Origin of the sequence: Elizabethkingia sp. YR214 (genome assembly GCF_003058195.1) — a bacterium.
GTDB lineage: Bacteria > Bacteroidota > Bacteroidia > Flavobacteriales > Weeksellaceae > Elizabethkingia.
Window position 1 is genome coordinate 189,615 of sequence record NZ_QBUH01000001.1, and the last position, 22,818, is coordinate 212,432.

Genomic DNA, 22,818 nt, shown 5'->3' on the forward strand with positions numbered 1-22,818 from the left:
ATAATATGAAAAATAGACAAAGTATAAACAAAACAATTAACAAATAATCTCAATAAACTGAATTAAATTATTCATTATGCATAACAAAACATATCATAAGCCCAATAAACAAACTGGCTAACTATAAAAAAAAGAGCTACCCAAGGGTAGCTCTTTTTTTAGTTCTAATTACCAATAAAGTATCTTAGTTGTCATATCCAGGATTTGATTTAACTGGCGTTCCAGCAATATCTGTCTCTGCTCTTGGAATAGGAAATATAGTAAGCCTGATGTCTTTACTTGCATTTGTAGGTCTTGGAACCTCTTTACCCCATCTTAGTAAATCCCACATTCTAAATCCTTCTCCTAATAATTCTTTAGATCTTTCTAACTGAATCGCATCCATTGTTACAGTCGTAGCAGCAGTCAACCCTCTATTTGTTAAGATCATATTGTAATATTCTAAAGCTTTTGCAGTATTACCCAAGCTCAACTCAGCTTCTGCACCATCCAAAATAATCTCTTCATATCTAACAATCTTAACATTATTAGACCCATTGATATCCGGGTATTTTCCATCTAGGAAATATGTTGCACCTGATTGATTAATTAATTTTAATCTCACGTCATTAGCAGCATACTTACCAACTAAATCAGCCTTAATAACTGTATTAGCATAACCCGTACTATTAATCATATTACTATATGATGTAGCTCCAGTCATACCTGCTGTACCAAAAGCCAATTCGAAAATTGAATTTTGAGTAGCATTATTTACTGTTGGGCTCCATGAATTTACAACTGCATCCGTCTCAACTACTTTATAGTTTCCGCTTCCAACAATATCATCAACTAAAGATTTAACTTTTGCAAAATCTTTTTTATAAAGATAATATCTAGCCATTAACCCTTTCAATCCATTGATTGACAATTCGGTTTTATTAGCATAATTATCTCTGGATTTAGATGCCGTCATCTTTTGCAATGCATTACTAAAATCACTCTCAATCTGTTTTTCAGCATCTGCAATACTAGATCTACCCTGCTTTACAAGAGGATCAAATTTTAAAGGAAGCACAACTCCTGTATCACCCCCAGTATATTTCTGACCATAAAGTCTCAGCAAGTCAAAAAAACCTAAAGCTCTCAGAGCATATGCCTGACCAACATAATAATTAGCCTCTACCTGATTAGCCGCTGCATTATCAAGCTTATTTGTATCAAAATTAATTAAGCTATTTGCTTTCGCAACTACTTTATAAATTCTTTCATAAGTATTTCTTGCATAACCATCATTAGACAACATATTATAGTTATACACTGTTTGGTAATATCCAGAAGCACCATTAGAGAACATTTCATCAGATCTAACTTCCGCAAATAATTGAAAGTCTTTTCCATAATACTCCTCCTGTCTCATATCAACATAAGCACCCAACACAAACGAGTGCATCTGATCAGTAGTTTTCCAATCACCAGCAATTTCATCCTGATTAAAAACTGTTTCCGTAAAATCACGGCTACAACTAAACGTAACTACAGATAAAGTAAATGCTAATGCTGCAATTTTTATATTTTTAAATTTCATTTTTGTAAAGTTATTTAATTAAAATCCAATATTTACACCCAACATATAGGCTTTCTGAATAGGAATACCTAAGTTATAATTACCAGTTACGCTAATTTCAGGATCAAGTCTTAAGTTTTTGTCAAATGTGTGAGTCCATACATTATTACCTAAAACATAAATCTGTAATGATGTCAATTTTGTCTTTTCCAAGATATCTCCCTTAAAGGTATATGCAAGTTTTATGTTACTCAAACGTATATAATCACTCTTATATAGTCTTCTTGTAGACATTGCGAAACTTCTCTTATTTCCTAAATCAAGAATTGGTTTTGGGTTACTTGCATTTGGATTTTCAGGAGTCCAGAAGTCCATTTGAGACTCATAACCCGGAGTATTTCCAATAGAAGAACCATCAGAAACAGTATATCCCATCCATTGATCAAGTATTTTTCCACCAAACCCATAAGTAAAGAAGGCATCAAGACTAATTCCTTTGTATGAGATATTAGTACCAAATCCACCTGTAACTTTATTTAATGAAGTGCCCTGAATCGCTTCTTTAGCCTCTGCATACTTATTGGTAGTTGCACCATCTTTTCCATTGATATACCATAATGGATCACCATTAGAAGGGTCTACACCCGCCCACTTTCTCATATAGTAAGAATTCATACTCTCACCCTGTCTAAGAATAGTACCAGTCATTGAAGCACCGTTAATTCCTACCGGTGGGTTAATAATATCTCCTCCAGGAAGATTGGTTATTACATTTTTTAATGTAGAAAGATTACCATTTACGCTCCAATTAAGACCATCGGATTTTTTTAGGATATCTGCGTTTACAGTAAATTCAAATCCTTTATTAACCATATCCCCAATATTCGCCCAATAACTTGGTAATCCTTGAGATATTTGTAAAGGCATCTGGAATAATAAATCTTTGGATTTCTTATTATAATATTCTGCAGTTAAAGTAATTCTATTATTTAAGAAACCTAAATCAACTCCTATATTTAATGGGTTAATTGTTTCCCATGATAAATTTGGATTATAAACTCCTCTTAAATCAGCTGAAGCTAAATCATTATAATTACCTCTGTAGCTATATAAAGCATATGGGTTTGCTAAAACCTGGTTTCCAACTTTACCATATGAAGCTCTTAATTTAAGCATAGACATAGCCTTCCAATCTTTCATAAAATCAAAACGTGCTACATCCAACCCTAAACCTACCGACCAGAAGTTCCCAGCCTTTTTACCTGGTGTAAAATTAGATAGAACATCTCTTCTATAAGAAGCGTCTAATAAAATAATTCTGTCATAATCATAGTGACCAACTAAACCATAACCCCATCTAGAGTCAATATTCTTTTGTCCTCCAACGCTATATGGCTTAATAAAATTATCCATTGTCTGCAAATATGGAGACCCTACAACCATTCCTGTTGCAGAAACCAAATCCAACTGCGTTCTATAAGCCTCTTGTAAAGCTGTAAAACTCATATTATTAAGATCCGCAGAGAAGTTATAAGTTAAAATATTCTGCAAGTTGAAATTAAAATATCTTGTAGAAATATCTGTTTTTTGTCCTTTACTACTTCTACCATCTCCATGTATTGGCGAATAATAAGCACTTTCTAAAAGGTTTATAAACTCAGGAGCAAATACAAATTTGTAAGTAAGACCTTTTGCTAATTTATATTCCGCCTGTAAATTGGCAAAAATTCTGGAAGTTTGATTTCTTTGATAATTATAATCCTGTATTGCTGCATTATTGAACTGTCCATTAGTCAATCTTCCATTTTGTCCTAGATACCATGACCCATCAGGATTTCTAAGAGGATCTGTAGGCAAGTTAAAATATTGTCCTAGCAAAGGGTTAGTGTACACCCCTCCTTCCGGTTGGCTATTAGTATTACTATATGCCATTTGAATATCTGTAGAAATTTTCAAACGCTCTGTAGCCTGATAAGCAACACTTGTAGTAGCAGTAATTCTCTTAAAATCAGCCCCTTTAACGGTTGAGTTCTGATCAAAATAATTTATTGATCCAAAATAAGTCATTTTATCATTACCTCCAGACATGTTAGCCTCGACGTTTCTCATGTACGCCACATCTCTTTGTGTCGCTTTTTTCCAATTGGTATTGTATGGGCTATTTAATATCCCACTATAATACCCACCATCTTCAGCATCTAAACCACCTCCTTTTACAAAGTCATAAGAAGATTGATAATTTTTAAAGTTATCACCATAACTTGGATCTCCTTGATAAGCATTCATTATTGAGTAAGTCAATAATTTTTTATACTGATCAGCGCTTAGGACACCTTGTCTTTTAACAGCATCCTGGGTAATCCCCTGAGTAAAATTCATATTGAATTTTGCGGCTCCTCTTTTACCCTTCTTTGTTGTAATAATAATTACACCTGAACCCGCATCAGCACCATACATGGCAGTAGACACAGCATCCTTAAGAACAGTAATATTCTCAATATCATTTGGATTTAAATTCGCAAGCACGTTCCCTTGGTTCGATACTCCATTTACACTACCTTGACTAAGGTTTCCTGATTTTATTCTAACCCCGTCAACAATGTAAATTGGATCCTTAACTCCATTAATAGAAGAGATACCTCTTACACGAACTGAAGCAAAACCACCTGGCTGACCACTAGAAACCCCTGTCTGCACCCCAGCTACTCTACCTTGAAGCATCTTATCTACTGAAGTAGCCACAGGGTTATCTTCAATAGCTTTAGCATTCATTGTACTTACAGCCCCTGTTAGTTCTTTCACAGTTTTCTTCTGTCCAAAGCCAACAATAACTACTTCTTCAATACTTTTGGTTGAAGTTGCAGAATCCTTTTTTGTATTTTGCGCCAACACACTTTGCCCCATAAAGAACAATACTCCGGCGCTTAGCACTTTAAATTTTACATTCATATTAACAATATTTAATATTTCAACACACAAATGTGTTAAAAAATATTAACATCCGCAAAATTCATTTTTTTTCAACAATATTAATACATAATTAATAAATTAAATACAAAATAAATTAATAATTACAGAGCTAAAACAATCAAAATACTAATAATAAATCAAAATTAGTTAACACAAAATACACAGATCGTACTAAAAATAAATAAAACAAATAAATACCCCATTTATAATAACACTAAACAAAAAGAATAATATTTCGAATTGAATATAAATGAAATAAATCACAAATAACTGATATATATATAAAAATAATAAATAATACCCATTTTAAGTAGCAATAGCAAACAAAACACACCATATTACAGATATTAAAATAATTAAACCATATAATAATTAACATTAAAATTTTTCTTTATATAGACTAAAATTAAATTTTCATAAAAAAAAAGCCCCCGTTAACAATAACGGGGGCTTTCTATATATAAATTGAATTATTTCAATTTCTTCTTAACAGCTACTTCTTCGTAAACCTCGAGTATATCGCCAATTTCGATGTCGTTATAGCCTTTAATGTTAAGACCACATTCGTAACCTTTAGTTACCTCTTTAACATCATCTTTGAAACGTTTTAAACTCTCTAACTCACCTGTATGCTGTACAATTCCATCACGGATTAGTCTGATCTTAGAGTTTCTGGTTATCTTACCTGTCAATACCATACAACCCGCAATTGTTCCAACTTTGGAAATTTTGAAGGTTTCACGGATCTCAACATTACCAATAACCTGCTCTTTAATCTCAGGAGAAAGCATTCCCTCCATCGCTTCTTTAACCTCGTCAATAGCATCGTAGATTACAGAATAAGTTCTGATTTCAATTTCCTCTTTATCAGCAAGGTCTTTTGCATTACCACCAGCTCTAACGTTAAAGCCAATAATAATTGCATCAGATGCAGAAGCTAATAATACGTCTGATTCAGTAATCTGTCCTACACCTTTATGAAGGATGTTAATATGGATTTCTTCAGTAGATAATCTTGCTAACATGTCAGAAAGCGCCTCTACAGATCCATCCACGTCACCTTTAAGGATAATATTTAATTCTTTAAAGTCTCCTAATGCAATACGACGACCAATTTCATCAAGCGTAAGATGCTTCTTAGTTCTGATTGTCTGCTCACGCTGAAGTTGCTCACGTTTAGTTGCAATTGACTTCGCTTCACGTTCATCTTCGAAAACTCTGAATTTATCACCTGCCGTCGGCGCACCGTCAAGACCAAGTATCGTTACAGGAATAGAAGGTCCGGCTTCCTGCATAGGCTTGCCTCTTTCATCAAGCATTGCCTTCACCTTACCGTGGTTTTTACCCGCTAATACATAGTCACCAATTTTAAGTGTACCATTTTGCACTAACATAGTAGCCACATAACCTCTTCCTTTATCTAAAGCAGCTTCAATAACTACTCCGGAAGCTTTTCTATCTGCATTTGCTTTTAATTCTAATAGCTCTGCCTGGATTAATACTTTTTCTAATAGCGTATCTACATTGTTACCAAACTTAGCAGAAATTTCCTGAGCCTGAACATTACCTCCCCACTCTTCTACAAGGATATTCATCCCTGAAAGTTGCTGGCGGATATTATCAGGATTCGCCCCTGGCTTATCTACTTTGTTGATTGCAATAATCATTGGTACACCTGCTGCTTGAGCATGGGCAATTGCTTCTTTAGTTTGTGGCATCACGTCATCATCCGCTGCAATCACAATAATTGCAATATCAGTTACCTGAGCACCACGTGCTCTCATCGCTGTAAAGGCCTCGTGACCTGGTGTATCTAAGAATGTAATTTTCTCACCATTATCAAGCTTCACGTTGTAAGCTCCGATATGCTGTGTAATACCTCCGGATTCCCCTGCAATTACGTTCGTTTTACGAATGTAGTCCAATAGGGATGTTTTACCGTGGTCTACGTGTCCCATTACCGTAACAATAGGAGCTCTTTTTGACAAATCTTCTTCTGCATCCGGTTCTTCTTCTAATGAAGCGTCATCGATATCCGCATCCGAGAATTCAACTTTATAACCAAATTCGTCAGCAACTAATGTAAGTGTATCAGCTTCTAAACGTTGGTTCATTGTAACCATTACACCTAAAGAGAAACAAGCTGAAATTACTTCAGTAGCACTTACATTCATAAGGCTCGCTAATTCGCTTACCGTAATAAATTCAGTTACTTTAAGAGTTCTGTCTTGTGCTTCCATTTCTTGCTGAAGCTCGTCCTGCTCTCTTCTAAAAGATCTCTTTTCTCTTCTGTGCTTAGCCCCTTTAGATTTACCACCTTTATTAGTAAGCTTCTCTAAAGTTTCTTTAATCTGGTTTTTAACTTGTTCGTCAGTTAATTCAACAGGCATAACCTTATTCCTGTTGTTGTTTCCACCACGGTTATTATTATTGCCACCACGGTTGTTATTGTTACCACCGCGGTTGTTATTATTACCACCTTGTTGGTTACCACCTCTGTTAAATGGCTTTCTGTCGGAATTATTATTGTTATTATTATTTCCGCCCTGGTTGTTATTTTGTCCCTGGTTATTGTTGTTATTCTGCCCTTGATTTCCTCCTTCCTTGGTTATTCTCTTTCTTTTCTTTTTGAAAGAGTTATCTCCGCTTTCTTTCTTAGGCTTTTGTTGGAACTGTGATAAATCCACTTTCTCCTTTAGGATCTTTGGACCATCCAATTTCTGATAAACAGTTTCAATTTTCTGTGGCTCTTGCGGAGTTTCCGGCTGAGCAGGTTTTACTTCTTCCACTTTTTTCTCAACAGGTTTTACTTCCGCTTTTGGTGCTTCAGCTTGTACCTTTGGCTCTTCTTTTTTAGGAGCTTCTGGTTTTTTATCTTTTTTATCAGAATGTTTAGGTCTGTCTGATCTTATCTGAGATAAATCAATTTTACCTAAAACTTTGAATTCCTGCTCCTGAGGCTCCTCCGTTTTTTCAACAACAGGCTGGGCAGGTTCTTTTACAGGTTCTGGTTTAGGAGCTTCTTCTACTTCTTTCGGTTTCTCTTCTCCCAAATCAATTTTCCCTAAAATTTTGGCACCAGTTTGTGGTGCAGCTTTGGCTCTTATCACCTCAGGTTTAACCTCTTCTATTTCCAGTTTTTCATCCGGAACTTTAGAGATCACAACCTCATGGGAAGCTTTCTTCTGTTCGCCATCTTTACGGAACTCAGCCTCCAATGCAGAAAATGCCTCGCTTTCTAATAGAGCGTTAGGATTACTTTCCACATCAATCCCTTTAGACTGTAGATATTCTACAGCTCTGGAGATAGAGATGTTAAGTTCCTTTACAGCTTTATTCAATCTAATTTTTGGCATAAAAAATATTCGTTCTTTTGAATTTTTAAATTCGTAATTATTATAAAAATTGGGTTAAGATCCAGATTAGTCGTCTAATTCGTCTCTCAATATTTGTTTTACTTCCTCAATGGTTTCTAACTCAAGGTCAGTCATCCCTACCAATGCAGCTGTTTCTTTATCCAGTACACTTCTTGCAGTATCAAGACCTACTTTTTTAAACTCATTAATGATCCATTCTTCGATCTCGTCAGCAAATTCTACTAACTCAACATCGTCACCTTCTTCCTTATCTCTGTATACATCGATATTATATCCTGTTAACCAAGATGCAAGACGTATATTCTGTCCTTGTTTCCCAATAATTTTAGAGATCTCTTCTGCAGGAGCGTATACTAAGGCATGTGACTGCTCTTCGTTCATATCAGCTTTCTGAATATTAACATTTCCTAAAGCTCTCTTTACTAAGATCTCAGGGTTTTTAGACCACTGAATCACATCAATATTTTCATTGCGAAGCTCTCTTACTACTCCATGAATTCTTGATCCTTTAACCCCTACACAAGCTCCTACAGGGTCAATTCTGTCATCGTAAGCATCAACAGCAATTTTCGCCTTTTCACCCGGAATTCTCACTACTTTCTTCAAAATAATGGTTCCGTCTTGGATTTCAGGAATTTCAAGTTCTAATAATTTCTCTAAGAATTTAGGCGCCGTTCTGGAAACAATAATCTGAGGTTTAGAACCTTTAAAGTCTACACTTTCGATTACTGCACGTACGCTATCTCCTTTTCTGAAAAAGTCTGAAGGAATTTGATTTTCTTTTGGTAAAATGAATTCATTCCCTTCATCATCTAACAAAATTACATGTTTATGACGAATATGGTGTACTTCTCCTACTGCAATTTCACCAATCCTATCACGGAATTGATCGTATAGCATTGCATTATTATGCTCCTGAAGCTTAGTTGCCAGGATTTGTTTTAATGTAAGAATATTTCTTCTTCCTAACTGTGCAACTGGAATTTCCTGAGTAAATTCTTCTCCCACTTCGAAAGTCGGATCAATTTTCTTAGCCTCAGAAATTTCAATTTCCAAATCATCATCTTCTGACATTTCATCTTCAACAATTCTCTTGTTTAAGAAAATCTGGAAATCTCCTTTATCAGGATTTACAATAACATCAAAGTGATCGTCCGAGTCATATCTCTTTCTTAAAAGAGTCTTAAGAGAATCCTCAATGATTGCCATAAGGTCAATCTTGCTGATTCCTTTTTCATCTTTAAAATCCCCAAAGGATTCGATTAATGCTATATTGTTGATTATATTGCTCATTTTTTTTATTTTTCTTTTTCAATCAAAATTTAATTACCACAAGGGCTTTTTTAATTTCAGTCAATGGAATTATCCGGTCTTCTACTACATCTTCTTTCCCTTTCCCTACAAGCTTAGGACGTCTGTATTTCAGTTCTAAGGTAATTGAATCTTCTCCTGCAATCTTTAGTTCCCCTTGGATTTTAGTATCATCATTCAACAATACATCCAGCTCTCTTCCTATATTTTTAGCAAACTGCCTTGGCAATTTTAACGGTTCTGAAAGTCCTGGTGACATTACCTGAAGACTAAAATCATGCTCTTCTCTGTCTAACTGAAACTCTACTGCACGGCTAACATCCAGACAATCCTGAAGACTTACACTCTGATCTCCATCAATAATAACTGTAATATTGCTATCCGCAGAAATTTTAAGTTCAATTAAAAACAAATCTTCCCTTGTTACAAGGTACTGATCTACTAATTCTTGTACGCGCTCCCTAAATTCCATATTTCATTGTTATGTCTACGAAAAAAGGCTTTCTTCCGAAGGCCTTTGCATTGAATTCCGTAAAACTTCTGCAAATATAGTTTTTTATTTTGAAAATCACAAACATACACGCAGAAAACCAACAATTTAATGAAAAATATCTGCGCGAAAAACATTCAAAACCAAACAATTATTCTTCAAAAGGCTTTTTTTGTAACTTCACCCATCTAATTAACCACAAACAGAAAACCCTATGAAGCATTTTACAGTTTGCTTTTTCATACTATTTATTTCAGTTTTTATTCAGGCTCAAAAGCTGGAATCTCCTGACAAAAATCTTAGCCTCAGTTTTCTACTAAACGAAAAAGGAGAAGCCTATTACGATCTGAAATATAAAAATAAAGACGTAGTAAAAAGTAGTAAGCTTGGCTTTTTAATTAGCAGCCCAACTCCTTTTGCAGAAAGCTTTAAAATAACCAACATACAGTTTTCTTCTTCCGATACATCATGGAATCCCGTATTGGGAGAGCAAAAAACGATCCGAGACAATCATAATGAGATGTTAGTTTCTTTACAGCAAGCCAAAACCGGATATCAACTCAACATCAGATTTAGGCTTTTTAATGATGGCTTGGGATTCAGATATGAATTCCCGATTCAAAAAGACTTAAGACACTTTCGCATAGATGAAGAACTTACAGAATTTAATTTAGCCCAAAACTGCAAATCTTTCTGGATTCCTGCGGATTACGATACCAATGAATTTCGAATTACGACCTCCCGGATTTCAGAAATACCTTCGTTAATAACAAAGGCAAGAGATGAACCTTTAGCAGCAAAAGCACCATCAAAAAATCTTGCTGTACAAACGCCGCTCATGCTAAAATCCGACAATGGTCTATACATCAATATTCATGAAGCTGCGTTGGTCGATTATCCCGCCATGCACCTAAATGTAGATGATAAAAACTATAAATTAAGCACCCATCTCACCCCTAATAAAAATGGAGAAAAAGCCTATATACAAACCCAAATAAAAACTCCATGGAGAACAATCGTTGTCAGTGATGATGCACGCGATATACTCGCCTCCAAACTGATCCTAAATCTAAATGACCCAAGCGCAATTGAAGACACTTCATGGATAAAGTCCACAAAATACATCGGTGTCTGGTGGGAATATTTTACAGGAGGAGGTTCTACGTGGGCTTATAGCGACAATCAAGATATTATCATCGGAAAAACAGATTACACCCACCTAAAACCAAACCAACATCATGGAGCCAATACCCAGCACGTAAAGGAATACATAGACTTTGCCGCTGAAAATGGATTTGATGCCGTACTTGTTGAAGGCTGGAATGAAGGTTGGGAAGATAACTGGGCCTATGGAAAGGAAAAAATATACAGCTTCACAAAAGCTTATCCCGATTTTAATGTAGAAGAATTACAGACTTATGCAAAAGCAAAAGGCATAAAGATAATCATGCACCATGAAACAACCTCTTCAGCAGTCGACTACGAAAGACAATTAGATGATGCGTTTTCTTTCATGAATAAACATGGATATACAGCTGTAAAAACAGGATATGTTGGCCCCATCATTCCAAGAAGCGAATATCATGACGGACAATGGATGGTAAATCATTATAACTATATAGCCCAAAAAGCGGCACAGTACAGAATCATGGTAAACTCCCATGAAGCAGTAAGACCTACCGGACGATCCCGAACCTATCCTAACTGGATAGCTCAGGAGTCTGCAAGAGGAACTGAATTTGAGTCTTTCAACGGAAACAACCCCGATCACACGACCATTTTACCTTTCACGAGATTAATGGGTGGCCCTATGGATTATACACCGGGAATTTTCCAAGGAGATCTTTCCGTATACGGAAAAAACAAAGCAAGGCTTAGTACAACTTTGGCTAAACAATTAGCACTCTATGTAACCTTATACAGTCCTTTACAGATGGCCGCTGACCTCCCAGAAAATTACAAAAAACACATGGATGCCTTCCAATTTATTAAAGATGTGGCAGCCGACTGGGACAACACTTACATTCTGGAAGCTGAACCCGGAGATTACATTACGATTGCTCGTAAGGCAAAGAATAAAAATGAATGGTTTATTGGTGGTATCACCGATGAAAATGAAAGAACAGCAACAATTAATCTTAGCTTTTTACCAAAAGGGAAAAATTTTGAAGCTATTATCTATGAAGACGGAAAGAATGCTGACTGGCAAACCAGCACAATAGATTATAAAATAAATAAACTAAAAGTATCCTCCTCTGTTATTCTGAAAAAAAGACTGGCTCCAAGCGGAGGCATTGCAATAAGCATTAAAGAAATCAAATAACAACAAAAAAGCGAAATACAAATTAGTTTATTTAGTAATTTTGCATATTATCTTTTAAAGACAAAACATTGAATATTACGATAGTTGGAACGGGCTATGTGGGCCTTGTTACCGGAACATGTCTGGCAGAACTGGGAAATTCGGTTTTCTGTGTAGACATTGACGAGAAGAAAGTAGAGGGCATGAAGAATGGAGTTGTTCCTATTTATGAGCCTAACCTGGAAGAAATGTTTCTGAGAAATATTCAGGCAGAACGTATACATTTTACAACTGAACTTAAGGAAGCTTTAGATCAGTCAGAAATCGTTTTCCTTGCTCTTCCAACTCCTCCGGGAGAAGACGGATCAGCAGATCTTTCATATGTTCTTAATGTTTCTGAAAACATTGGTAAGTTAATTACTGATTACAAAGTTATCGTAAATAAAAGTACGGTTCCCGTAGGAACTGCTGACAGAGTAAGAGAGACTATTGCAGCTTTTACATCTGTAGAATTTGATGTAGTCTCTAACCCTGAATTTTTAAGAGAAGGCTATGCTGTTGAGGACTGTATGAATCCTTCCAGGGTTGTTATCGGTACCAGTTCCGAAAGAGCCAAAAACTTGATGGCGAATCTGTATGAACCTTTTAGCAATATCGGCATCCCAATCATCTACATGGATGAAAAATCTTCCGAGCTGACCAAATATGCAGCTAACTCATTCTTAGCAGTAAAAATTACTTTTATGAATGAAATTGCCAATTTCTGTGAAATGGTAGGGGCTGATGTCGACAAAATAAGATTAGGAATGGGATCCGACAACAGAATTGGACATCGTTTCTTATTCCCCGGAATCGGATATGGAGGAAGCTGTTTTCCTAAAGATGTAAAAGCGCTAATAAAAAGTGGTAGTGAACAGGGATTCGATTTCGAAATCTTAAAAGCTACCGAAGAAACCAATCAAAAACAAAAAACAATTCTAATTCCTGCTATCGAAGAATATTTCAATGGAAACATACAAGGTAAAAAAATTGCAGTGTGGGGATTAGCATTTAAAGCAAATACCGATGATATCCGTGAAGCTTCTTCTTTAGACAATATCAGTTTATTACTTGAAAAAGGTGCTGAAATTATAGCTTTTGACAGCATTGCTGAAGGTAATGTACAAAAGATTCTTGGTAACAAAATCAGCTATGCAAAAGATATGTATTCCGCTCTGGAGAATGCAGATGCCTTACTAATCTGTACTGAATGGCCGGAATTTAAGAACCCGAACTTCGAATTAATAGCAACGAAATTAAAAAACAAAGCTATATTCGACGGACGTAATATGTTCTCTACGGAGTTACCATCCAAACATGGTTTCTTTTACAAAAGTATTGGACGTAAAACTGTACAATCAGAAAATTAGATAATTCTAAAGCAACAATAAATTGTTGCTTTTTTTATGCGAAATACTGACTGGTAAAGTGATATCATGTTAAAAAAATATTAAACCTGATGAATTATAGAATTTTTCTATCAGATTTTACATATTTTTAGCCCCAATAAATTTTAATTTTTTATTTATGTCAAATTCTTATGAACAAATTTTCGAGAATAATCGGAAATGGGTAGAGAGCAAGCTCTCTCAGGATCAAGATTTTTTTACAAATCTTGCTGCAACACAAACTCCGGAGTACCTTTACATTGGTTGCTCAGACAGTAGAGCCACTGCTGAAGAACTAATGGGTGCTAAACCAGGAGAAGTATTCGTTACACGTAACATTGCCAATGTTGTAAATACTTTGGACATGAGCTCTACTTCTGTTATTCAGTACGCTGTAGAACATTTGAAAGTAAAACACATTATTGTATGCGGACACTACAACTGTGGAGGTGTTAAAGCTGCTATGACTCCTCAGGATTTAGGACTTTTAAATCCTTGGTTAAGAAACATTCGTGATGTCTACAGAATTCACCAAGCAGAACTAGATTCTATCGAGGACGAGCACAAAAGATACGATCGCCTTGTTGAACTAAACGTTCAGGAGCAATGTATCAACGTTATCAAAATGGCTTGTGTACAGGAAAGATATATCACTGAAAACTTCCCTATTGTACACGGATGGGTATTCGATTTGAGAACAGGAAAATTAATTGATTTAGAGATTGATTTTGAAAACATCCTGAAGGACATCCAAAAAATCTACGATCTTACCAATTCTAATTGGATGATGCGTAATAAATAATTAACATCAGTGAATTAATTTTTTGCATTATTTTTGCATTATAAAGTCACCATTTTCAGAAAGTGAAGTATATAAGTATTATCATATTAGGCATTTTTCTCAATTTCATGGCATTACCAAGTATTGCTAAACTAATGGATTGGAATCTACCTACTATGTCTCAAAATCTTTCTGAAGAAGAAGTGAAAATCAAGAGAATGAGCGAAGAGCAGCTACACAGCGAGCCTTTGCAAATTCAAAAAATACATTGGGACCACAACCTCAAGAAAGCATTTGTTCTTTACGATGATAGCAAACGCGTGGATCCCCTTCTTATGATATTTTCCCCTCCTCCGGAGGTGTAATACACTCTTTCACAGCTTTTACACAAAGCTTTTTATCCAAATTAATTTTCTTTTTATTGATTTATTGAGAATCGATTTTCATATCATTATTTTTCAAGCGAAAAAACTAATTCCATGAATTCTCAAATTTTTCAATAAAAGCATACTTGTACACAGTCCAGGTATAATGTATCAGCTATTTCAATATCTAAAGTATTGAAACAGTCTCTGGTTCAACATATTCTATATATGATATGCTGGTAAATATTTTATGCCCTTACATAAGATATTGATCCATCATTAAAATTAATATTATGAAACAAAATAAAACCAATATATTTAGCGACGTTAAGCCCAACTTTGCATCGGGTCTGGTTGTTTTTCTTGTCGCTTTACCTCTTTGTTTAGGTATTGCTTTAGCTTCTGGTGCCCCACCTTTATCGGGTATTATCGCCGGAATTATCGGCGGTATCATTGTAGGCTTTCTCAGTACATCCAACATCAGTGTAACCGGTCCTGCTGCAGGCCTCACAGCTATTATCCTAGCTTCAGTGACCGAATTAGGAGCATTTGATCTGTTTCTTTGTGCCGGAATTATTGCCGGAGCGACTCAACTAGTCTTAGGCTTTCTAAAAGCCGGAAGTATTTCTAATTATATACCTACAGCCGTTATCGAAGGGATGCTTGCCGGGATTGGCATCATCATTATTCTGACTCAGTTACCCCATGCATTAGGTTTTGATAAGGACTACGAAGGCAAACAAACATTATTCGAAAACGGGTTCAATTTGGTTCCATATATGAATGAAATTGCCTCTGCAATTCATCCGGGAGCCATATTAATTTTTGTAATTTCAATAGCTATACTGATTGTGTGGGACAAAATACCAGCACTCAAAAAAATAAAAATGCTTCCTGCTGCTCTTGTTGCAGTGACAGCGGGAATTGTGATTAATCTGTTGTTTACATCTTCCGGGAGCTCTTTAGCTGTAACTTCAGATCACCTGGTGAAGCTTCCTGTACCTAAATCTGCAGAGGACTTTAAAGCATTGATTACCTTTCCAAACTTTACAGGCTTTACAATGCCCGCAGTTTGGGTCACTGGTATTACAATCGCAATTGTAGCCTCTATTGAAACGCTTCTTTGTATTGAGGCCGCAGACAGAATGGATTTTAAGAAAAGAATTACTGATACCAATCAGGAACTTCGTGCACAAGGAATTGGTAACCTCATCAGTTCATTTATCGGAGGATTACCTATGACATCAGTAGTTGTAAGAAGTTCAGCTAATGCCAATGCAGGTGCTACAACCAAATTATCAGCTATCATCCATGGTGTATTATTATTGGTATGTGTACTGAGTATTCCTGCAATCCTAAATATGATTCCGTTGGCAACTCTTGCAGCTGTCCTTATCCTTGTAGGATATAAGCTTGCAAAACCTGCAACAATAAAACATTTCTGGGACAAAGGAAAATATCAGTTTATTCCATTTATTGCAACTATGCTTGCTGTAGTTTTCACAGACTTGTTAAAAGGTGTAGCTCTTGGTTTAGTAATCAGCATTATTTTCATCCTTCTTGGAAACATGAAACGTGCTTACTACCTAAGCCGTGAAGAGCTAGAAGACGCTGATGCCATTACAATTGAGCTTGCCGAGGAAGTATCTTTCCTGAATAAAGCTGCAATCAAAAAAACGCTGAAGAATATTCAGCCAGGATCGCAGGTAACAATTAACGGAAAGCGTACATCTTATATTGCAACAGATGTTCTTGATCTTATTCAGGAATTTGCAAATATTACAGCGAAAGAAAACAATATAGCCGTAAATCTGGTTGGTTTCCGAACAGATTATAAACAAATCAAAGAATCCCACGTTATAGTGGATCACAAAAGGTCTATGTAATCAGAATTTTATTTTCCGTTAAAACCGGACATTGTGTTCTGTATGCCTGCAAATACAAAAGATAAAGCTGCTTGAGAAAACTTATCAATTCTTTCCTGCAGCTTTTCTTTTTCTTCTTCACTCCAGCCGCCCAGAACATAGTCTACCTGCTGTCCCTCTTTAAAATCTGCAGAAATTCCGAAACGAAGACGTGTATACTGACCTGTATTTAGTACAGCCTCAATATTGCGCAACCCGTTATGACCGCCATGACTTCCTTTCATTTTCATCCTTAGTGTTCCAAAAGGTAACGCCAAATCATCCGTAACAACCAACAGATTTTCTAACGGAATATTTTCTTTCTGCATCCAGTATCGTACAGCATTTCCACTAAGGTTCATATAAGTATCCGGCTTTAGGACAAAGACTTTTCTTCCTTTATACTTCCCTTCAGCCAGCCACCCAAAATTGGTGGCATTAAATGGTGCATCTATAGCTTCTGCTATTTTTTCTGCAACTTTAAATCCTATATTGTGTCTTGTTTCTTTATATTCATCGCCTTTATTACCAAGGCCTACGATTAAGTATTTCATTGTTTTTATTTAAAAAATATGAAGTTTATGCCAATATACTATTTAGCAAAGCATTAACCTCATCTACATTACTAATCTTATCTTTACGCATCATCAGTTGGTTACCTTCAGGCGAGTGCTTCTCTTTTAACTGTGCATGTTGCGGATTGGAACCAAGGTATTGAATAATCTTTTTAAATCTGTCACTCTGATAAAACTTATCTTGTGGGTTACCCGGAAAGTACCCAAGGAAGATTCCGTTTTTCATAACTATCTTATCGAAACCTATATCCGCAGCCAACCATTTCAGCTCAATACTCTTCAATAAATTAATCGCCTCTTTTGGCAATGTACCGAAACGGTCATTCAACTCGTATTCGAAACGACTAAGCTCTGCAGCATTCTTTACATCCGCCAGTTTTTGATATAGCAACAATCGCTCTTCTGTACTATTTACATAATCATCCGGAAGCATCAGTTCTAAATCAGTATCGATATTCACATCTTTAACAGAATTGAAAAGCTTTTTGCGTTCTTCTTCATTTTGGAAAAGCCCCTCCATATCTTCATCCTTCAGCTCTTCCAAAGCCTCTTGCATAATTTTCTGATAGGTATCGAAGCCCATTTCGTTAATAAAGCCACTCTGATCTCCACCTAATAAATCTCCGGCACCACGAATTTCTAAATCTTTCATAGCGATATGAAAACCACTTCCCAAATCCGAAAATTGTTCAATAGCTTCCAAGCGCTTGCGGGAATCTGAAGAAACCAAATCCATTGGTGGTGTAATTAAGTAACAAAATGCTTTTCTGTTACTACGTCCCACACGTCCACGCATCTGGTGCAAATCTGCCATACCAAATCGCTGTGCATCGTTGATGAAAATAGTATTGGCATTAGGCACATCCAGACCGCTTTCCACAATCGTAGTAGAAACCAAAACATCGTATTTACCTTCCATAAAATCCATCATATTTGCTTCCAACTGCTTACCATCCATTTGTCCATGGCCTGTAATAACTCTGGCATCCGGAACCAATCTCTGGATAAGACCTGCAATTTCTTTAAGATTTTCTATTCTGTTATTAATAAAATAAACCTGTCCGTCTCTTTGCAATTCATAGCTAATAGCATCTCTCAGAATTTCTTCGTTGAAGCCCACCAATTTGGTATCTACAGGCTGACGGTTAGGCGGCGGTGTTTTAATCACTGAAAGATCCCGTGCTGCCATTAGAGAAAACTGTAATGTTCTCGGGATAGGTGTTGCAGTAAGTGTTAGTGTATCGATATTGGTTTTCATAGTCTTCAGCTTATCCTTTATAGCTACGCCGAATTTATGTTCCTCATCAATAATCAGTAATCCCAGATCTTTAAACTTTACGCTGGCGCCTACCAATTGATGTGTACCAATTACAATATCTATTTTACCAGAGATTAATCCTTCCAGTGTTTCTTTCTTTTGTTTTGCAGTTCTGAAGCGATTAAGATAAGAAACTTCTACAGGGAAATCTTTAAGTCTTTCTTTAAAACTTCTGAAATGCTGAAATGCCAAAATCGTTGTAGGAACCAAAAGTGCTACCTGCTTTCCGTCTACAGCAGCTTTAAAGGCTGCGCGGATAGCCACTTCAGTTTTTCCAAAACCTACATCTCCACAAATCAAACGATCCATAACTGTATCTGCCTGCATATCGGCTTTTACATCCATTGTAGCTTTTTCCTGATCCGGAGTATCCTCATAAATAAAGGACGCCTCCAACTCATTCTGCATATATCCGTCTGGTGAATAAGCAAAACCTTTTGCACTCTTTCTTTGAGCATAGAGCTTAATCAGGTCAAACGCAATTTGTTTAACTCTCGCTTTGGTTTTTTGCTTCAGGGACTTCCATGCGGAAGATCCCAACTTACTCAGTACAATATCTTTTCCGTCCGGGCCGTTATATTTTGATATTTTATGAAGCGCATGGATACTTACGTACAATAAGTCTCCATTTTTATAAGACAATTTAAAACACTCCTGAACTTTCCCGTTATTATTAACCTTAACCAGCCCCATGAATTTTCCTATTCCATGATCAATATGGGTAATGTAATCTCCAACTTTCAGAGACATCAGATCCTTTAAGGTAAGTTGTTCACTTTTGGCAAAAGCATTTTTTGCTTTATAACGTTGGTATCTGTCGAATATCTGGTGATCGGTATAAACCGATATTTTATTTTCATTATCTACAAATCCTTCATGCAACTCAGAAGCAAAACTCTTAAACGGAATATTCTTTTCTAGTTCTTCGAAGATGTTCTCCAGACGATCCTTTTGTTTTTCGGATGAGAATGAAATCCATGCATCATAACCTTTTTCCAGCTTATCTTCAAGATCCTGAATCAGCCATTCAAAGTTTTTATTAAAAACTGGTTGCTGGGTGAGTTTCAGTTGAATTTCTGCTCGTGAAGATTTTAATACTTCTGAAGTAAAATCTGCCCATACAAAATGGTTTACTTCGTTCAGAAACTCTTCTTCCGATACAAAAATAGCTTTAGGCTCGCTATATTTAATATCCTGATGCAGGGTTTTATATACTTCCTGTGCCTTTTCATAAAACTCACGAATATGCTTTACTCCCAAAAATGCATTTCGGGTAAACATTACAGTTTCCTTAGGCAGAATTCCTAATAAAGATGTTTTGGAAGTATCTCCTGAGATATCCTGAATAGCGGATACCAACTGGAATTCCTCTACTTTTTCCTGCGTAAGCTGACTTTCTATATCGAAAGTACGAATACTGTCTACTTCATTTCCAAAGAAACTTATACGAAAAGGAAACTCATATGCATAAGAAAATACATCTATAATACCACCACGTACAGAAAATTCACCAGGCTCTGATACAAAATCTGTCCTGTTGAATTTATAATGGTTCAGTAATTCATCTATAAAATCAAAATCCAGTTGTTCACCCACTTTTATGGTATGCGAGAACTTTCCAAACTCCTCTTTCTTAATCACCTTTTCCGAAAGTGCAGCTGCATAAGCTACAATTACCTTAGGTGATTTAGACGAATTCAACTGATTGATAACCTCTGTCCTCAATACTCTATTAGCATTCTGAGTTTTTTCTATCTGATAAGGTTCCAGAAAAGTTGCCGGAAAATACAGTACATGCTGTTTACCACAAAGCTCTTCGAGTTCTGCTGTGACATATAAAGCATCCTCTTTATCATCCAGAATTACCAGCACAGGCTGATGAAATGACACAAAGTATTCTGCAGCAAGCAAACTCAGAGAAGAACCCGCAGCACCTTTTATGCTAATCTTTTGCTTTTCACGCAGTGTATCGAATATTTCTTTTCCCCATTGTTTCTTTAACAAATCGGGTAACAGCGTATTTTTTATAGAAGTTAATTGCACTTGGTATCAAATTTCATTTAAACGACGAAAAACGGATTCAGTACTTCCTGAAACCGTTATCGAACTGCAAATTTACAAATAATATAGTTATTCTATAACAGATAATTGAAAATGAGGCTATAAGCCAATACATACTATTACAGAACAAGAAAACCTCCTATGTCTGACTATTGCATTTAAGCCCATTTTAAACTGTGATAAAGTTTTGTTAAATTAATTATCACTGTAATTTTTAGCACGTAAGTTGATAGTTTTTAAATGTAACTTCACAGAAGTAAAATTTAAATTATACATTAAAAAAACCATTAAAAAATGAAAAATCTATTATCAGCATTATCTCTGGCTTTAGGACTAGGATTTGCAACTGCTCAGACAACTACACCACGTCAGACTACTCCGGTTACTCCGGTAAAAAAAGAAGTTAAATCTTCTGTAAAAGAAGTTAAATCAACTGCAAAAGATACTAAGACGACAGCGGTGAAAGAAGTAAAAACAACTTCTAAAGATGCTAAAGGGGCAGTGAAGGAGGTAAAATCTACAACAACTACACAAGGTGTAAAACTAAAAAAAGATGGAACTCCTGACAAAAGATACAAATCTTCACAACATCTTAAAAAAGATGGAACTCCCGATATGAGGTATAAAGAAAACAAAAAGTAATAATAATCAATCCAAATTCTCTATAACGCAGTTTAGCATTAACGCTAAGCTGCGTTTTTTTTTGCTAATCTATAGAACATCAATCCTATCCGGTCTGACGTATCCCTTATACCATTACTAAACAGTATTTAATCTAAACTTTGTTTTTTTAATAGAAAATATCTTCCGATCATTCTCACTTTTACAACATTAGTTTCAAGTGGAATTACGTAATTTTGCCTACGATTATGTTGAACATCTTAAAGAAAGCTGTTGCCAAAATCTGGGCAAAGCAATATGTAAAATCATCGGAAAAGTTCACCCGAAATGCAATTTCTGATCAGGAAAACTTATTAAAAACCCTGATTATAAAAGCTGAAAATACAAAATTCGGAAAAGAGCATTACTTCGGAAGCATCAACAATATTCAGGATTTTCAGGCAAAAGTTCCTTTAGCTGATTATGAAGATCTGAAAAATTATATTGAAGAAATAAAAGAAGGGAAAAAGGATATCTTGTGGCCAGGACAACCAGAATATTTTGCAAAAACATCCGGAACAACATCCGGAAGCAAATACATCCCGATTTCTAAAGAAGGAATGCCTTATCAGGTTGACGCTGCCAGAAGTGCACTATTTTTCTATATTGCACAGAAAGACAATGCTGATTTTGTAAATGGAAAAATGATTTTTTTACAGGGGTCTCCCGAACTCACAGATCTGCATGGGATAAAAACTGGTCGTCTTTCCGGAATTGTAGCCCATCACATTCCAAATTATCTGCAAAAGAACAGACTCCCAAGCTGGGAAGCTAATACAATAGAGGACTGGGAAACTAAAGTTGACAAAATCATCACCGAAACGGAAAAAGAGAATATGACGCTTATTTCCGGTATACCACCATGGTTAATCATGTATTTTGAAAAACTTACAGAAAAATCTGGCAAAAGAATAAAAGAAATATTCCCAAATCTTCAACTTATTGTTACCGGCGGAGTCAATTACGAACCCTATCGGGAAAAGATGAATAGCCTTTTAGGTGGCACTGTAGACATTGTCCAGACTTTCCCCGCATCAGAGGGATTCTTTGCATATCAGAATAATTATAAGGAAGAAGGACTTCTTTTATTAACCAATCATGGTATATTCTACGAGTTCATTCCTCAGGAAGATCTTGGAAGGGAAAATCCAAGGAGGCTAACCCTTGGAGAAATAGAGCTTCATAAAGATTATGCTCTTGTCATTACAACTAATTCTGGGCTTTGGGCTTATATGATTGGTGATATGATAAGATTTATTTCTAAAGATCCATATAAAATTCTGGTAAGCGGAAGAACCAAACATTTCACTTCAGCATTTGGTGAGCACGTTATTGCCTATGAAGTAGAGGAAGCTATAAAAGAAGCTATGAAAGAACATCCGGCACAAATTTCCGAATTTCATTTAGCTCCACAGGTAAATCCGGAAAATGGCCTTCCATATCATGAATGGTTTATAGAGTTTGAAAAAGAGCCTGAAAATATGGAAGCGTTCCGACAAAGGCTGGATTTAGCACTAAGAAATAAAAACACCTATTACAACGATTTAATTACAGGCAACATTCTGCAGACACTTGTTATATCCCGACTGAAAAAAGACAGCTTTCTGGAATATGCAAAATCACAAGGTAAACTAGGAGGACAAAATAAAATTCCGCGTTTAGCAAATAACCGTGACATTGCAGACTTCTTTCATCAGCCAGATTTAAATCTCATTATACAATAATTAACAA

General features: G+C 35.9%; 14 protein-coding genes. 7 read left to right on the forward strand and 7 right to left on the reverse strand.

Features of this window, described 5'->3' with window-relative positions:
* Window positions 1-184 precede the first annotated feature (184 nt).
* The 5 genes from C8J95_RS00820 to rimP all read right to left on the reverse strand — a co-directional run bounded on the left by C8J95_RS00820 (window position 185) and on the right by rimP (window position 9,676).
* Window positions 185-1,567: a RagB/SusD family nutrient uptake outer membrane protein gene (locus tag C8J95_RS00820; RefSeq protein ID WP_107807214.1), complete on the reverse strand. Its 1,383-nt coding sequence runs from the start codon at window positions 1,565-1,567 to the stop codon at window positions 185-187.
* A gap of 18 nt (window positions 1,568-1,585) precedes the next feature.
* On the reverse strand, window positions 1,586-4,495 hold the full coding sequence (locus tag C8J95_RS00825) for a SusC/RagA family TonB-linked outer membrane protein (protein ID WP_107807215.1): 2,910 nt from the start codon (window positions 4,493-4,495) through the stop codon (window positions 1,586-1,588).
* A 491-nt stretch (window positions 4,496-4,986) separates the two neighbouring features.
* Window positions 4,987-7,872: a translation initiation factor IF-2 gene (gene infB, locus C8J95_RS00830; protein WP_107807216.1), complete on the reverse strand. Its 2,886-nt coding sequence runs from the start codon at window positions 7,870-7,872 to the stop codon at window positions 4,987-4,989.
* Window positions 7,873-7,938: 66 nt separating this feature from the next.
* On the reverse strand, window positions 7,939-9,174 hold the full coding sequence (gene nusA, locus C8J95_RS00835; protein WP_034871968.1) for a transcription termination factor NusA: 1,236 nt from the start codon (window positions 9,172-9,174) through the stop codon (window positions 7,939-7,941).
* Between the two features lie 34 nt (window positions 9,175-9,208).
* Window positions 9,209-9,676: a ribosome assembly cofactor RimP gene (gene rimP / locus C8J95_RS00840; protein ID WP_059325601.1), complete on the reverse strand. Its 468-nt coding sequence runs from the start codon at window positions 9,674-9,676 to the stop codon at window positions 9,209-9,211.
* 232 nt (window positions 9,677-9,908) lie between these two features.
* On the opposite strand from rimP, the gene C8J95_RS00845 reads away from it, so the two are divergent.
* The 5 genes from C8J95_RS00845 (at window position 9,909) to C8J95_RS00865 (ending at window position 16,455) form a co-directional block, all read left to right on the forward strand.
* Window positions 9,909-12,017, forward strand: a complete 2,109-nt coding sequence (locus C8J95_RS00845) for a glycoside hydrolase family 97 protein (protein WP_107807217.1) — start codon at window positions 9,909-9,911, stop codon at window positions 12,015-12,017.
* Between the two features lie 68 nt (window positions 12,018-12,085).
* Window positions 12,086-13,405 carry a UDP-glucose/GDP-mannose dehydrogenase family protein gene (locus C8J95_RS00850; RefSeq protein WP_107807218.1) on the forward strand — a complete coding sequence of 440 codons (1,320 nt, stop codon included), beginning with the start codon at window positions 12,086-12,088 and terminating at the stop codon, window positions 13,403-13,405.
* A 157-nt stretch (window positions 13,406-13,562) separates the two neighbouring features.
* Window positions 13,563-14,225 carry a carbonic anhydrase gene (locus C8J95_RS00855; protein ID WP_107807219.1) on the forward strand — a complete coding sequence of 221 codons (663 nt, stop codon included), beginning with the start codon at window positions 13,563-13,565 and terminating at the stop codon, window positions 14,223-14,225.
* A gap of 107 nt (window positions 14,226-14,332) precedes the next feature.
* Window positions 14,333-14,569, forward strand: a complete 237-nt coding sequence (locus C8J95_RS00860; protein ID WP_107807583.1) for a hypothetical protein — start codon at window positions 14,333-14,335, stop codon at window positions 14,567-14,569.
* A gap of 293 nt (window positions 14,570-14,862) precedes the next feature.
* The gene (locus C8J95_RS00865) at window positions 14,863-16,455 is read left to right on the forward strand and encodes a SulP family inorganic anion transporter (protein WP_107807220.1); all 1,593 of its coding nucleotides are present in this window, start codon (window positions 14,863-14,865) and stop codon (window positions 16,453-16,455) included.
* 8 nt (window positions 16,456-16,463) lie between these two features.
* On the opposite strand, the gene pth is transcribed toward C8J95_RS00865, so the two are convergent.
* Together pth and mfd are read right to left on the reverse strand one after the other, a co-directional pair.
* Window positions 16,464-17,027: an aminoacyl-tRNA hydrolase gene (gene pth, locus C8J95_RS00870; protein ID WP_107807221.1), complete on the reverse strand. Its 564-nt coding sequence runs from the start codon at window positions 17,025-17,027 to the stop codon at window positions 16,464-16,466.
* Window positions 17,028-17,052: 25 nt separating this feature from the next.
* The gene (gene mfd / locus C8J95_RS00875) at window positions 17,053-20,409 is read right to left on the reverse strand and encodes a transcription-repair coupling factor (RefSeq protein WP_107807222.1); all 3,357 of its coding nucleotides are present in this window, start codon (window positions 20,407-20,409) and stop codon (window positions 17,053-17,055) included.
* A 312-nt stretch (window positions 20,410-20,721) separates the two neighbouring features.
* Here mfd and C8J95_RS00880 point away from each other — a divergent pair, with 312 nt between their 5' ends.
* The gene (locus C8J95_RS00880; RefSeq protein ID WP_107807223.1) at window positions 20,722-21,069 is read left to right on the forward strand and encodes a hypothetical protein; all 348 of its coding nucleotides are present in this window, start codon (window positions 20,722-20,724) and stop codon (window positions 21,067-21,069) included.
* Between the two features lie 227 nt (window positions 21,070-21,296).
* The gene (locus C8J95_RS00885; protein ID WP_107807224.1) at window positions 21,297-22,811 is read left to right on the forward strand and encodes a GH3 auxin-responsive promoter family protein; all 1,515 of its coding nucleotides are present in this window, start codon (window positions 21,297-21,299) and stop codon (window positions 22,809-22,811) included.
* The last annotated feature ends 7 nt before the right edge of the window (window positions 22,812-22,818 follow it).

Coding starts and splice junctions, on each gene's coding strand:
- C8J95_RS00820 (WP_107807214.1), bottom strand. CDS start 1,567: ATGAAATTTAAAAATATAAAAATTGCAGCATTAGCATTTACTTTATCT.
- C8J95_RS00825 (WP_107807215.1), bottom strand. CDS start 4,495: ATGAATGTAAAATTTAAAGTGCTAAGCGCCGGAGTATTGTTCTTTATG.
- infB (WP_107807216.1), bottom strand. CDS start 7,872: ATGCCAAAAATTAGATTGAATAAAGCTGTAAAGGAACTTAACATCTCT.
- rimP (WP_059325601.1), bottom strand. CDS start 9,676: ATGGAATTTAGGGAGCGCGTACAAGAATTAGTAGATCAGTACCTTGTA.
- C8J95_RS00845 (WP_107807217.1), top strand. CDS start 9,909: ATGAAGCATTTTACAGTTTGCTTTTTCATACTATTTATTTCAGTTTTT.
- C8J95_RS00855 (WP_107807219.1), top strand. CDS start 13,563: ATGTCAAATTCTTATGAACAAATTTTCGAGAATAATCGGAAATGGGTA.
- C8J95_RS00860 (WP_107807583.1), top strand. CDS start 14,333: ATGGCATTACCAAGTATTGCTAAACTAATGGATTGGAATCTACCTACT.
- C8J95_RS00865 (WP_107807220.1), top strand. CDS start 14,863: ATGAAACAAAATAAAACCAATATATTTAGCGACGTTAAGCCCAACTTT.
- pth (WP_107807221.1), bottom strand. CDS start 17,027: ATGAAATACTTAATCGTAGGCCTTGGTAATAAAGGCGATGAATATAAA.
- C8J95_RS00880 (WP_107807223.1), top strand. CDS start 20,722: ATGAAAAATCTATTATCAGCATTATCTCTGGCTTTAGGACTAGGATTT.
- C8J95_RS00885 (WP_107807224.1), top strand. CDS start 21,297: ATGTTGAACATCTTAAAGAAAGCTGTTGCCAAAATCTGGGCAAAGCAA.